This window comes from Alicyclobacillus fastidiosus (genome assembly GCF_026651875.1).
Taxonomy (GTDB): Bacteria; Bacillota; Bacilli; order Alicyclobacillales; family Alicyclobacillaceae; genus Alicyclobacillus; species Alicyclobacillus fastidiosus.
On the sequence record NZ_CP104067.1, the window covers coordinates 4,689,483 to 4,703,364 of the forward strand.

At 55.2% G+C, this 13,882-nt stretch carries 9 protein-coding genes, 2 rRNA genes, 1 pseudogene and 1 riboswitch; all 12 genes and pseudogenes read right to left on the reverse strand.

What is annotated here, in order from left to right:
- Nucleotides 1-11: 11 nt before the first annotated feature.
- Nucleotides 12-1,268 (reverse strand): replication-associated recombination protein A, encoded by a 1,257-nt coding sequence (locus tag NZD89_RS23005; RefSeq protein WP_268008588.1) that lies wholly within the window; start codon nt 1,266-1,268, stop codon nt 12-14.
- A 194-nt stretch (nt 1,269-1,462) separates the two neighbouring features.
- Nucleotides 1,463-2,203 (reverse strand): MBL fold metallo-hydrolase, encoded by a 741-nt coding sequence (locus NZD89_RS23010; RefSeq protein ID WP_268005011.1) that lies wholly within the window; start codon nt 2,201-2,203, stop codon nt 1,463-1,465.
- 20 nt (nt 2,204-2,223) lie between these two features.
- Nucleotides 2,224-3,480, reverse strand: a complete 1,257-nt coding sequence (locus tag NZD89_RS23015) for an HD domain-containing protein (RefSeq protein WP_268005012.1) — start codon at nt 3,478-3,480, stop codon at nt 2,224-2,226.
- The gene (locus NZD89_RS23020) at nt 3,440-4,234 is read right to left on the reverse strand and encodes a nucleotidyltransferase domain-containing protein (RefSeq protein ID WP_268005013.1); all 795 of its coding nucleotides are present in this window, start codon (nt 4,232-4,234) and stop codon (nt 3,440-3,442) included. Before NZD89_RS23020 ends, NZD89_RS23015 begins: the two co-directional genes overlap by 41 nt.
- A 112-nt stretch (nt 4,235-4,346) precedes the next feature.
- A complete protein-coding gene (locus NZD89_RS23025; protein ID WP_268005014.1) occupies nt 4,347-4,643 on the reverse strand; it encodes an MTH1187 family thiamine-binding protein in 297 nt (98 codons plus the stop codon).
- Nucleotides 4,644-4,793: 150 nt separating this feature from the next.
- Nucleotides 4,794-5,366 carry a cob(I)yrinic acid a,c-diamide adenosyltransferase gene (locus NZD89_RS23030; protein WP_499709066.1) on the reverse strand — a complete coding sequence of 191 codons (573 nt, stop codon included), beginning with the start codon at nt 5,364-5,366 and terminating at the stop codon, nt 4,794-4,796.
- 10 nt (nt 5,367-5,376) lie between these two features.
- Entirely contained in the window at nt 5,377-6,894 is a 1,518-nt protein-coding gene (locus NZD89_RS23035; protein ID WP_268005016.1) for a cobyric acid synthase, read from the reverse strand.
- 36 nt (nt 6,895-6,930) lie between these two features.
- Nucleotides 6,931-8,358 (reverse strand): cobyrinic acid a,c-diamide synthase CobB, encoded by a 1,428-nt coding sequence (locus NZD89_RS23040; RefSeq protein WP_268005017.1) that lies wholly within the window; start codon nt 8,356-8,358, stop codon nt 6,931-6,933.
- Nucleotides 8,359-8,519: 161 nt separating this feature from the next.
- A riboswitch (cobalamin riboswitch) is annotated at nt 8,520-8,701 on the reverse strand.
- Between the two features lie 186 nt (nt 8,702-8,887).
- A complete protein-coding gene (locus NZD89_RS23045) occupies nt 8,888-9,487 on the reverse strand; it encodes a TetR/AcrR family transcriptional regulator (protein WP_268005018.1) in 600 nt (199 codons plus the stop codon).
- 1 nt (nt 9,488) lies between these two features.
- Nucleotides 9,489-10,195, reverse strand: a pseudogene (locus NZD89_RS23050) (MBL fold metallo-hydrolase).
- Nucleotides 10,196-10,416: 221 nt separating this feature from the next.
- Nucleotides 10,417-10,533: ribosomal RNA gene (rrf, locus tag NZD89_RS23055) — 5S ribosomal RNA — on the reverse strand.
- A gap of 204 nt (nt 10,534-10,737) precedes the next feature.
- A 23S ribosomal RNA gene (locus tag NZD89_RS23060) occupies nt 10,738-13,681 on the reverse strand.
- Between the last annotated feature and the right edge of the window lie 201 nt (nt 13,682-13,882).

A 13,882-nucleotide genomic window follows, 5' to 3' on the forward strand; every position in this document is an offset into this window, starting at 1 on the left:
CTCGCCCCCAATCACTTCGGATTCGCCTTCGCATTTCCTTTGCGAATGTAGGCATACCTCTCTGCGAACTGCTTTTCTTGCCCAAGTCCCTTCGGGTGATAGTACTGGGTCCCCGCCAAGGCCTTTGGGAGATATTGTTGTTCCACCAAACCTTCCGGGTAATCGTGAGGATACTTGTACTCGACACCCCTCCCAAGTTTTTTCGCACTCGCATAGTGTGCATCTTTGAGGTGCAGAGGAATGTCGCCGAAGTGTTTCGTCTCTACATCCCGCATGGCGTTGCCAACCGCCGTAGTGACCGAATTTGACTTCGGCAACAAACACAGTTCCATGACGATTTTGCCAAGTGGCAACATCGCCTCGGGGAACCCTAATCGCTCTGCGGACTCGATGGCGGCGATGACATGCGACGTAGCGGCTGGGAAGGCCAGACCGATGTCCTCGTCGGCGACGCAGAGGATGCGCCGAGTGAGGCCGATCAGATCTCCAGACTGAATTAACCGCGCCAAATAGTGCAACGCGGCATCCACATCGCTGCCGCGCAGGCTCTTGTGGAACGCGCTCAACAAGTCGTAGTGCCCGTCCCCGTCCTTATCGGAGGCAAGGCTCTTCTTTTGAAGGCATTCAACCGCGATATCCTCCGTAATGCGAATGACGCCGTCGTCCTCATCGGTCGACAACACCGCTATCTCGACGGCGCCTAGCGCCTTGCGCATGTCCCCGCCAGAGGCCTGCGCGAAGTGCGCCAGCGCCGGCTGCTCCATCTCGACAGGATAGCTCCCGAGTCCCCGCTCGACGTCTACCAGCGCCCTTTGGATGCCCAATTCGATGTCCTCTGGTTCAAGTGACTTCAACTCGAGGATTTGGCAGCGACTACGCACCGCTGGGTTGACGTCGTGGAACGGGTTCGCCGTCGTCGCCGCGACGAGCGTGATCAGCCCGCTCTCCGTAAAGGGCAGCAGATAGTCCTGTTGCTTTTTGTTAAACCGGTGGATCTCGTCGAGAAACAGAATCGTCTGCCCTTGCATTTTCGCATCTGCGACGATTTGTTCTACGTCTTTGAGGCCCGCATCTACCGCGTTGAGTTCGGCGAACGGCAACTTGAGCGTGTTCGCCAACGCGTTCGCGATGGTCGTTTTGCCTGTTCCCGGAGGACCGTAGAGCAGGATGGAGACAGGTCGATTTGCTTTGATCATCCGATAAATAAAGCGTCCCGGGTCGAGTAGGTGGCGCTGGCCGATCACTTCATCGATGGTACGCGGACGCATGCGATATGCTAAAGGCTCGTTTTTCGCCGCTTCAAATAAAAACACCTGGCTACCCCTTTCAGGTCACCTGCTGACACTGCGGCCTTGTGCGACGAGGCACATGACCGCAAAGGTCTTCGCGTCTCTATCTATTGTAACGCAGCGCAGTAGATTGTGGTGAAGGCCCCACCGCGCAGATTCGAATGGATTCGAAATCAGGAAAGGTTGGCAAGTTCCAAGGGGGATACCACCTGAAAACCAAGGGAGATGGCCTCTTCCGGGAGAAAGGGTGGATCGAGATGCATACAGTACACCCGCCCGCGCACTTGTTGTGGGACGAATTCGGTCAACTGACGCAGGGACAGATGCACGTTGCCGGCGTAGTCCGCCTTCGATGTGTCTTGGTACATGTAGTCCAGTTCGCCAGACTTGAGAGCTTCGAGCACATCCGTCGGGATCATATTGGCGTCGCCACTGTAGTAGACGTGCTTCCCACCTACGTCAAGGAGGTATCCGAAGCACGTCAGTCCTCGCGAGTGCTGCACAGGCACGGGTTCAATCCTAGTCACGTCGCCCATCCCGACAGGCCGATAGGTGCCGGAGATCTCCACGTGACGGTAGTACTTGTCGGTCACGCCCATCAGTTTCATCAAGGCCCGAAAATCGTGTGACAGTTTCTTCGGTGTGAGTACAGTCGCTGTCACCTGTGCTGCAGGTGGAACGCTGTAGTACGAATAGAACAGGAGGTCGCCGAGGGAGCCGACGTGATCCGGGTGGAGATGCGTGACCAACACGGCGATCTCGTCCACCCCCACGAGCAACTGTGCCCGCAAAATGCGGTCGAAGTTGGCACTGCCGCAATCGATCATGAAGAGGTGTGATCCGTTCTTCAGATACGCGCTGTTGTTGCCGAGTTTCGTGTGAAATGCACTGCCACAGCCGATGAATTGAAACATAACTCGTCCCGCCTCTCCTACTATTCCCTCTTTCGCCAGCGATTGAGCGCCGCAGCGCGCGCCTTGCGCAGTGCATCGCCAAACGCCTTCCCCTGCGCGTCGACGTCCAGGGACTTTCCGCTGATGGACTGAATGACCGCCCAATAGGCCGGCAACGCCTCGGCATTCGGACTCTGTGCACGAGGATTGTTGCGGCCGCGGTCATCTGCCATGCCAATCATGGAAAATCCCTCGACGCCGAGCGGGTTGCGGTTCGCTTCCGTCAGGAGATCGACGACTTTGGACGACTTCATCCGATCTAAGATGTGGATCTTCATATGCTGCTCCGTCGCAAAGAGAGCCGCCTGCGACCATTGCGACGGTAGTTTCAACCGTTCACAAAGCTTGCGAACCAGCGGAACACCTGCGGATTCGTGCCCGTGGTGGGCCGGCCATTTGTCTCGTGGTGTCAACGCCTTGCCCACGTCGTGCACGAGCGCACAGAATCGAACTTCTTCTCGCGACGTGAGCGCTGCGGCGGCATCGAGCACCTGCATGGTGTGCTCGAACGCATCGCCTTCCGGGTGCCATTTCACCGGCTGTTCCACACCCACAAGCGCGGCTATCTCAGCGAAGTGAACGCGTAGTACACCCGCTTGCAAAAGCCATCTGAAAAATAGCGAGGGCCGTTCTGTGCCAAGCGCTCTCTTCAACTCGGCGAAAACGCGCTCAGCGCTCAGTGTACCTAACTCGTCACCGAGCTCCCTCATCATGAAAAGGGTGTTCGGTTCTATCTGAAACCCCAATTGCGCCGCGAACCGCGCTGCGCGATACACCCGCAGCGGATCTTCGGAAAAGGCGCCTGACACCGCCCGAATCACCTGATGCTGGATGTCGTCAAGCCCCCCATACGGGTCTATCGTAGTTTGTGACAACACGTCCATCGCCATCGCGTTGATGGTCAAATCGCGGCGGCACAAATCCTGTTCGATAGTGACCTCCGGCGAAGAAAACACCTCAAACCCAGTGTGTCCCCGCGACACTTTTCGTTCCGTTCGAGCCAGTGCAAATTCCGCCATCGAATTCCCTACGGGCATCCGAAACACCGCAAACGCCATTCCTGACAAAAAGGCCTCTGGGAATAGACGTGTAAACTCGTCCTCACTAAGCCCTGTGACACAATAATCCTCGTCTGTCGCCACTCGGTTCATATATTTGTCCCGCACTGCGCCGCCAACGAGGTATAGTCGCCCGCCCTCACCTGCAATCTTCTGTGCAATCGAGCTGATTTCCGTCACTTCGAACACCCTCGTTCAACATCACTAGCTGTGTATCCATCAGCCATTCGTGAATTCTCTCTGTATCCGGTTCATCCGGTAAATCCGTTCGCGCCAAAGCTCTTCTGCACAACTCATCCATCTCATCCGCAAACGCTTGAAACTGCTCGAGACGCCACGCGCCATTGCGAATGGACAACAATTCTGCCGCGTCTGGCCTGCGGACTTGAATCTGGCCTGTGGTCAACAGTTCATATCCCATCCGATAGAGCCGGACCAGATGCATAGCATGTTTCGTATCATACCCATGTGACCCGACAATGCCCGCATGCGCACGACAACGCCCATCAGGGCCTGTCGAATCTTCACACCTGGTGCCGTGCTGCAACTTTCTCAATTGCCCCTGTGCGTAGCGTGTAAACGTCGTGTACACGCGCTTCGATAAGAAGGACTGCCGCAAGCTGCGCAATTCACGGCCGACATCCGTAATCGTTACGATGACGTCGTCCGGCGCAAACAGCGTATCGAGAATATTAGGATTCGCCGACAGGGCCAACTTTACAAATTTCGGGAGCGTGTAGAGGAGGATATCCGGCTGTTTGGATATCCACTGCGTGTCCCAAGACTCTAACCCCAAGAGCATCTGCCGCGTCGCCGCCATCACGCCGCGATAGTCCGTATCGCTTACAGGGGTATGCGTTCCATAGGCGCGCGAACCTGCAAGTACCGCGATCAACGCCGAATCCAAGCGGCGCCTCGCATTTCCCGTCACCATCTTACATCATCCCGCTCATTCTATCGCGTCCTGTCCCATGAGCATACCAATGACCCCGTTCGTTCAAACGGGGTCATTACTTTCCAGACTCCTTCGACACTCAATCACGAGTTTATTGCAGTGATTGCTGTGCACTCTGGACGCTGTTTTCCATGTTCATCGCCTTATCCATTCGTTGGTCGATGGTGATGTTCGTGACGACGCGCGTCGCGCCGTGGAGCGCCTCTTCGTGTATCTCCTTGGCCACATCCATCAAGTCGTTCAGTTCACCCTCGATGACCGTCGACGTCGGCGTCACTTGATACTTGAGTCCCCGGCCCTCAATCAACCGCAACGCCTGCCCAACGTGCGAACTAAAACTCGACGAGTTGGTCCCGACCGGTACGATATTAATTTCAAGCAGTGGCATAACCATTCCTCCACACATGGATTTGTGTTAGGTTTCCATGTGGAAGTCAGGTGCATACGTACCGCGCCGATATAGAGAATCCCATGTGTGACCGACCGCTCGCTTTCGCCGCCAAGGGCAAGGTACTGGAGATAGCGGACACCGATGCCGTTAGCGAAACACGTCGCCGCTGTTTTCGTAAGCCACGTCAGGTTGTTGACAGCGCGCGTTGACCGCCCGCGCGAGGACGAAGAGCAAATCTGACAGTCGGTTGAGGTACTGCAGCGCCGGCAAATGGATCTCTTCTACCTGCATGAGTGCCACCGTTTGTCGCTCCGCCCGGCGAACCACCGTACACGCGACGTGTAGGTAGGACGATCCGATACTGCCACCTCGCAACACAAATTTTTTGATGGCGTCTGCTTCTTCCTTGTAGTGATCGATATGCGGTTCCAACAAAGCGGCGGCATCAGAAGCGGTGCGAAACGTATACTTATCCGATGTTGGCGCCGCCAAGTCGGCACCGACATCCCACAGTGTCTGTTGTACATCGAGCAGCAACGAACGGATGTCCTCGTGGCCCTCCTGCGTCAAGAAACTAGCAGCGAGGCCAATAAACGCACCCGCTTCGTCCACTGAGCCATACGCCTCGACCCGCAAGTCGTTTTTATAGCGGCGGACACCGCCAATCAGCGCAGTCTTGCCTCGGTCTCCACCACGCGTGTAAATCTTCAATGGTCTCACTCCTCATCGATTATTCCTTCGGTGTGCCAATCGCCTCATACACAGGTCGCAAATCGAGATGCCTGCGAACGACATCGGCGATCCGGTCATACGCCGCATCGCGCGTGGCGATCATCGACGTGTGGGCGTTCGCGTTGGGAAGCCCGAACGCGACTCGGATGGAGGCCAACCACTTGCCCCGAAAATCGTCGTTGTCGAAGATGCCATGGAGGTAGGTGCCGATGATCCGCCCCTCGTCTGCGATACATCCGTCCGGTCTGTCCGCCACATCGACGGCGCTTTTCACGCGCGCAAACGCTCGTGCACCTGGCAAATACGAGGTCACACCCATGTGAATTTCATAACCTGACACCTCGGCACCCACGTACGCGTCCGATATCTGTCCGGCCACCAAGATGGTCGATTTCTCACGTGCCATCTCCGTGACGACGGGCAGGTAATCGAGCCCTTCCTGATGGTTGACGGCGGATTCTTGGTGATAGGGATCTTGCACGTGACGTCCGAGCATTTGATAACCGCCACAGATACCGAACAAGAAGGTACCTTGCTCGCGTGCGCTGCTAATCGCCTTTATCCACCCGAACTCGTGTAACCAGGCTAAATCGTCCAGGGTGTTCTTCGTGCCTGGCAGAATGATGACGTGCACACCTTGTAAATCGTCCGGTGTCTGACAGAAGAAGGCGTCAACACCCGGTTCGAGGAACAGCGGATCGAAATCGTTAAAATTCGAGATGTGCGGCAATTGCACGATGGCGACGCGGATGGCACCGGGGGTATCTCGTTGCACGTGATACCGCTCTCCCTGAAGTCCCATCGAGTCCTCCTCCTCGATGCCGACGTCCCGCACGTATGGGATGACACCTAGGACAGGGACCCCGGTGTACGACTCCAATAACTTGACCCCGTCGTCAAATAGGCTCGGATCACCTTGAAACTTGTTCACGATAATCCCTTTCACGCGAGCCCGCTCGGATGCCGAGAGCAATTGCATGGTCCCCACGACAGAAGCAAAGATGCCGCCTCGGTCGATGTCCGCGACCAACAACACGTCGGCATCCGCCATTTCCGCTGTCCTCATATTCGCGATTTCCGTCGGTTTCAGGTTCATTTCCACAGGGCTGCCTGCGCCTTCGATGACGATGACGTCGTGCCGTTCGACTAGATATGTATAACTTTCGACGACCGCCTGCCAAATCTCACCGAGCCTTTCCTGATAATATTCACGTGACGACTTCGTGTCGTACACTCGCCCCTGAATGACAACCTGGGACCTATCCCGGCTCGTCGGCTTGAGCAACACCGGATTCATGTGTTCGTTGGGTAAAATCCCACAAGCGGCAGCCTGCACGGCCTGAGCCCTGCCAATCTCGCGCCCGGACGGCGTCACGGCCGAGTTCAGCGACATATTCTGCGACTTGAACGGCGCAACGCGGTAGCCGTCCTGATGGAGAATTCTGCACAACGCCGTACACAATACACTCTTCCCGACGTTCGAGGCCGTCCCCACGACCATCACCGCTTTTCCCATACACATCCCCCTTTCCATGCTGTTTCAGTTTCGGAGCTAGTCGGCCCGCGATAAGCCCGACTTCGTAATTGTGATGCAGCTGTCTTCCGAATGATTGCGGTAATCTCTGCAGGCTTGAATAAGTCGTTCGACCATTTGCGGGTTTGAAGCAAAGTGTAAATGCGTGTACCCGGCTAACACGTTTCCGTTGGCGTATCCCTCTTGTCTGACGCCCCAACCATGGGTGTCGTACGCGTACGGCCAATCCGTGTCGTCATGGGTGGCCGTCGAGTAATGAAATTCATGTCCTCGCGCGACTTCCCCACGCAAAAGCAGCAGGTTGTCCGTACGTGCCGTCACCTCGCGGTAGCCAAGCGCAGCGAGTTCGGATTGCATCCGCACCATCGCGGGAACGATGCCTACCATTTCGTGAGCTCTCCCATGTGCATCGGTCAGCGTGTTGGTCAAGAACATAAACCCTCCGCACTCCGCGTAGACGGGCATACCGTTGTGCACCGCACATCGGACGCTCTCCAGCACACCGCGCTGTCCGGCCAATCTTTTCGCAAACTCCTCTGGAAAACCGCCGCCGATGTACAACCCGTCTGCAGAGGGCGGTACGATTTCTCCCTCGAGCGGGCGAAAGTATACCAGTTTTGCCCCGTACCACTCCAGAAGTTCTAGATTTTCTGGGTAGTAAAAGTTGAATGCAGAATCCCTCGCCACTGCTAGGGTCACCGTTTTGGCGCGCGGCTCGCCGACAAACAGCGATGGGGTCGGTGGCTCCCAAGCCGCGTGCAGGTTGGCAAGCGAGAGAATGGCATCGACGTCGATAGAGTCATCGGCGGCGTCCGCCAGTGAGTCGATGAGTGGTGCCATCTCTTGTCGCTCCAGAGCAGGGATAAGCCCTAAGTGGCGCTCCGGAATCCGCATTGTCGCCCGATGCGTCAAATAGCCGACTACAGGGACTTTGCACACCTGCTCAATCGCAGATTTCACCAACTCGAAATGCCCCTTGCTTCCAACCTGATTGACAATGACGCCCGCCAGACGAAGACGCGGTTCCATCTGCTGAAAACCAAGTACCATCGCCGCTGCACTTCGCGCCACACTAGCCACGTCGACAACGAGCAAGACCGGCGCATCCAAAAGCAAACTCACTTGCGCCGTACTCCCCGCGTTCGATAGCGGATCCTTTCCGTCATACAGCCCCATGACGCCCTCGACGACCGAGATGTCCGCGTTCTCGCTCCCGCGATGAAACACCTCGCGGACGACCTCGCAAGACATCAGCCAAGTATCTAGGTTGCGCGACGGGACCTTTGTCACGGCAGAGTGATAGCTCGGATCAATATAGTCGGGCCCCACCTTAAAGCCCTGTACCTTCATCCCCCGACGCGTTAAGGCAGCCATCAGCGCCAGTGTAACCGTCGTCTTGCCAGCTCCACTTTGGGTCCCAGCAATCACCATTCGCGGTCGATTCATACATCGTCCTCCGTGCAAGCGCGAGTCGTAGCCAGTCAAACAAGGGTATGTGGCTGGTCTGTAGAGCACAATACAAAAACACACTCCTTCCAAAGGAACAGAGTGTGCTTGTCTACGACATCAATCGTCCACAAACACCTCCCTATCGACCGTAGGTTGTACCGGTGTCGTCAGAAAAGGCAGGTCTCCTGGCTCAGGTTCATCACAATCGACTTCCTTCCCGGGTCATCACCCAGTGGCCGTTGTCGAAGCTACCCATTACAGTGGCGGGACCGCATCGGATTTGCACCGATTTCCCTTTTAAGCCCGCGCAATTGCGGACACCTTTTCCATTGATAAAATTGCTGTTTCCCTCGTCAATGTTGATTCATATGCTACACATTGGCCGTCCCTGCGTCTAGTCTTGATTGCTGCTTGCCTTTGATGTCGCTCGCTAAAGCGATTTGCTTAGCAGCCACCAGAAACTCCATTCCTTCCATGTTCCTTTGCCGTCCAAAGCCCTGCCCGCATCGTGAACCAACTGTGTCGCCTATGCTTGTTCCCTATTTGGCCGGAGGTTTGACTCACTGACCCTATTAAGTCCTAGTAAAAAGGTAGCAATCAATCGATGGTAACTTTCTTCCTCCTCCAATGCCATGCCAAATGCATTGGCCACTTCAAGTGTCGCAAACCCATGACCAATTGCACGAAACCCCCTGACGATGTGTATTGCATCGTCAGGATTCAAGTTATATGGTTTCAACACCGTTAGAACGGTATCAATAATCGCTTGTGATGCAGACCTTAGTGGTTCATCATCGTTCCCAGGCGCGTGCAGTGTGGACGCATAAACGCCCGGTCTCTCTTTTGCAAATGCTCGATAGGCTTGTAACATAGCACATACCGCTTGATCACCCGCCTTGCCAAGCGCAGCCCTTTGCAAGCGCCTGTCCAGCTCCTGCATACCATGCAGAGATAGTTCGCGCCGAAGGTCGTCCAAACCTTCAATGTGATTGTAAAGAGAGGGAGTTCGGACACCGAGATGACTCGCGACCAGGGATAACGTTAGCTTTTCAAGACCTATTTGATCCGCTAGTTCTCCTGCAGTCTGCGCGATGATCGTACGATTCACCCCAGGTCTTGAAGCCACGTTACATCGTCCTCCTCATGTTTCGTTCTGCCCTCTCGATTACACGGTTCATTGCGTCAAACGGACTGTTCAAAACACTTCCGTGTCCAACGGCAAGTTTTGACGGGCGTATGTCCCGCAGACGTTTCGTACTCTCTAGAGCAGTCGGCTTGTGCCACGTAGCCAGCGCCGGAAACGGGAAGAATGGACGGATTGTACCAGACACAGCGACGCCGCCGTGTATCTGAAACGCGTCTCCTGCGATAAGTTTCTATCACGCACATCAAGAACGTGACCAGGTGTATGCCCCGGGCACCCAATAACCTCGAGGTTGCCAATTCGGTCTCCGTCCTGTAAATGACCTGTGGGTTGTGTTGTACAAACCGTGACTCCACCTCGGATCTTTGTCTGAGGTTCATAGTCATCAATGCTTTTGTCTCCTGAAAGCAACCGACTATCCCGTTCCGAGATCATCACATCCGCTTCTGGCAGAGATTCATGTAAACGATCGAGAGCACCTACATGATCCGCATGACCATGAGTAAGTAGGATCCGTGTAATGGGAAGTCCCAGCGACAAAGCAACTTGCCGAATAGAATTTGCGCTCGAAGGAAGTGCGGCATCAATCAAAGTTGCACCGTCACTCTCCTTGACTAGATAACAATTTACAGGAAACACACCGGGGAAAAACGTGACTTGAATGCAATGATCGAATGTAGTCAACCGCACAATCGTTCGCCTTCCTTCCGTTTAACTAATTTGAATCAACAATACACTAATATGTTTAGTTTAACAACAAGATGCATGTACTTCTGAGGCCAATTCGCCAATTTAGGGAAACACAAGTGATTCTAGAAATTACTCACACGCATCCACCGGTGCGTGTAATCCAAAAACACAAAAAGACCCCGAGGTCGGCATTTCTGCTTCCCTCAGGGTCCTTCTCACTCGCCTGGCAACGACCTACTTTCCCAGCCCCTCTCGGGACAAGTATCCTCGGCGCTGGAGGTCTTCACGTCCGTGTTCGGTATGGGTACGGGTGTTTCCCCTCCGCTATGGTCACCAGACCGCTTGCCGTTCAGGTATTCGTTCGCACGGCTTCGGCCTATCGGCCTGCAGATGTGCTACTCACACCTTCACTCAAGCTCCCAGTTACGTCGCTCCGTAACTTTGTCTTTATCCTCGCTCCTGAATCATGGAACAACCTCTTCTTCTTATCCACAAAGTGGATAGGTCTCGCTACGACGCTTTCGCGCCGAGTCTCGCCTTATCGGGTGAAGCCCTCGACCGATTCGTATCTGTCCGCTCCACGTATCACTACGCTTCCACGCCAGACCGATCTACCTTGTCTTCTTCAAGGGGTCTTACTTCCCTAACGGAATGGGATACGTTATCTTGAGGCAGGCTTCGCGCTTAGATGCTTTCAGCGCTTATCCTTTCCCGACTTGGCTACCCAGCTATGCTTCTGGCGAAACAACTGGTACACCAGCGGTCGGTTCATCCCGGTCCTCTCGTACTAAGGACGACCCCTCTCACGTATCCTGCGCCCGCGGCAGATAGGGACCGAACTGTCTCACGACGTTCTGAACCCAGCTCGCGTACCGCTTTAATGGGCGAACAGCCCAACCCTTGGGACCGACTTCAGCCCCAGGATGCGATGAGCCGACATCGAGGTGCCAAACCTCCCCGTCGATGTGAACTCTTGGGGGAGATCAGCCTGTTATCCCCGGGGTAGCTTTTATCCGTTGAGCGATGGCCCTTCCACTCGGTGCCACCGGGTCACTAAGCCCGACTTTCGTCCCTGCTCGACCTGTCCGTCTCGCAGTCAAGCTCCCTTGTGCCTTTACACGCTTCGCGCGATTTCCATCCGCGCTGAGGGAACCTTTGGGCGCCTCCGTTACTCTTTAGGAGGCGACCGCCCCAGTCAAACTGTCCACCTGACACTGTCCCATGACCAGTTTCATGGCCATTGGTTAGAACACAAGTACCTCAAGGGTGGTATCCCAACGCCGACTCCACTCAGGCTGGCGCCCAAGCTTCTCTGTCTCCCACCTATCCTGTACATGACGTACCCGTATCCCATATCAAGCTACAGTCAAGCTCCACGGGGTCTTTCCGTCTAACCGCGGGTAACCTGCATCTTCACAGGTATTACAATTTCACCGGGTCTCTCGTTGAGACAGCGCCCAAGTCGTTACGCCTTTCGTGCGGGTCAGAACTTACCTGACAAGGAATTTCGCTACCTTAGGACCGTTATAGTTACGGCCGCCGTTTACTGGGGCTTCAATTCAGAGCTTCGCCTTGCGGCTTACCCCTCCTCTTAACCTTCCAGCACCGGGCAGGCGTCAGCCCCTATACTTCGCCTTTCGGCTTCGCAGAGACCTGTGTTTTTGCTAAACAGTCGCTTGGGCCTTTTCACTGCGGCTTCTCTCGAAGCGCCCCTTCTCCCGAAGTTACGGGGCCATTTTGCCGAGTTCCTTAACGAGAGTTCTCCCGCGCGCCTTCGTGTTCTCCACGCGCCCACCTGTGTCGGTTTCCGGTACGGGCACCTCACCACTCGCTAGAGGCTTTTCTTGGCAGTGTGACTTATGGGACTTCGGTACTGTACTTCCCTCCCCATCACAGCTCACGATTACCAGGGTGCGGATTTGCCTACACCCCTCGCTCGCTGCTTGGACGGCCTCTTCCATCCGGCCGCTTCCCTCAGCCTCCTGCGTCACCCCTTCGCTCAATCGCGATGTTGGTGGTACAGGAATTTCAACCTGTTGTCCTTCGACTACGCCTTTCGGCCTCGCCTTAGGTCCCGACTTACCCTGGGCGGACGAGCCTTCCCCAGGAAACCTTGGGCTTTCGGCGGACAAGATTCTCACTTGTCTTTTCGCTACTCATACCGGCATTCTCACTTCCATCCGCTCCACCAAACCTCTCGGTTCAGCTTCCCCGCAAATGGAACGCTCCCCTACCATGTTTCCATCCATAGCTTCGGTGTCTGGTTTAGCCCCGTTACATTTTCCGCGCAGCGCCACTCGACCAGTGAGCTATTACGCACTCTTTAAATGGTGGCTGCTTCTAAGCCAACATCCTGGTTGTCTGTGCAACGCCACATCGTTCCCCACTGAACCAGTACTTTGGGACCTTAGCTGTTGGTCTGGGCTGTTTCCCTCTTGACCACGGGTCTTATCACTCGTAGTCTGACTGCCAGGTTCTTCGACAAAGTGGCATTCGCAGTTTGACTAGGCTTGGTAACCCTCGCGGGCCCCGCACCCAATCAGTGCTCTACCTCCACTTCTCATTCCCTGACGCTAGCCCTCAAGCTATTTCGGGGAGAACCAGCTATCTCCGGGTTCGATTGGAATTTCTCCCCTACCCCCAGTTCATCCCCTGGCTTTTCAACGCCAGTGGGTTCGGGCCTCCATGCGGTGTTACCCGCACTTCACCCTGACCAGGGGTAGATCACCCGGTTTCGGGTCGATGACGACAAACTATACCGCCCTATTCAGACTCGCTTTCGCTTCGGCACAGGCTCCCTCGCCTTCACCTTGCTTGCCATCATCACTCGCCGGTTCATTCTACAAAAGGCACGCCGTCACATGTCATGCATGCTCCGACTGCTTGTAAGCACACGGTTTCAGGTTCTATTTCACTCCGCTCCCGCGGTTCTTTTCACCTTTCCCTCACGGTACTATCCGCTATCGGTCGCCAAGGAGTATTTAGCCTTAGGAGGTGGTCCTCCCAGATTCCCACGGGATTTCTCGTGTCCCGCAGTACTTGGGGTCTGTTGCACATTCCACAATCCGTTTCGGTTACCGGGCTCTCACCGTCTATGGCCGGCCTTCCCATGCCGTTCTCCTACGCATTGCTTCCTGCTGGCTCCCTGCAGGTTGCCACCAACAGCCCCTCGACCCCGCATACGCATCGACTGCAGTCTGTACCACGTATACGGTTTAGGCTTCTCCGCTTTCGCTCGCCACTACTTACGGAATCGCGTTCGCTTTCTTTTCCTCGAGGTACTTAGATGTTTCAGTTCCCTCGGTTGCCTCCGTACACCTATGTATTCAGTGTACGGTACTAGCGCTTCACACTAGCAGGTTTCCCCATTCGGACATCCACGGCTCAATGCTCGCTTACAGCTCCCCGTGGCATTTCGGTGTTCGCCCCGTCCTTCTTCGGCTCTTGGCGCCTAGGCATCCTCCGTGCGCTCTTTCTAACTTCACCGTTTTGACTTCCTAACCACAAACGTGATTATTCCATCTATAAATCCGGTTACGTTAACCTGTTACGCATTTACGGTTACCGGTTTTACTTATTCGAGGTTGTTCCATATTCAGTTGCCAAGGTACCTCGCGCCTTCCAATCTGCTTCGGATTCCTTCGTTGGTCGTCCTCTGACTCGCTCACGTACAAAAATACGCTCGAC

Coding starts and splice junctions, on each gene's coding strand:
- NZD89_RS23035 (WP_268005016.1), bottom strand. CDS start 6,894: ATGGGAAAAGCGGTGATGGTCGTGGGGACGGCCTCGAACGTCGGGAAG.
- NZD89_RS23010 (WP_268005011.1), bottom strand. CDS start 2,203: ATGTTTCAATTCATCGGCTGTGGCAGTGCATTTCACACGAAACTCGGC.
- NZD89_RS23005 (WP_268008588.1), bottom strand. CDS start 1,268: ATGCGTCCGCGTACCATCGATGAAGTGATCGGCCAGCGCCACCTACTC.
- NZD89_RS23020 (WP_268005013.1), bottom strand. CDS start 4,234: ATGGTGACGGGAAATGCGAGGCGCCGCTTGGATTCGGCGTTGATCGCG.
- NZD89_RS23040 (WP_268005017.1), bottom strand. CDS start 8,358: ATGAATCGACCGCGAATGGTGATTGCTGGGACCCAAAGTGGAGCTGGC.
- NZD89_RS23025 (WP_268005014.1), bottom strand. CDS start 4,643: ATGCCACTGCTTGAAATTAATATCGTACCGGTCGGGACCAACTCGTCG.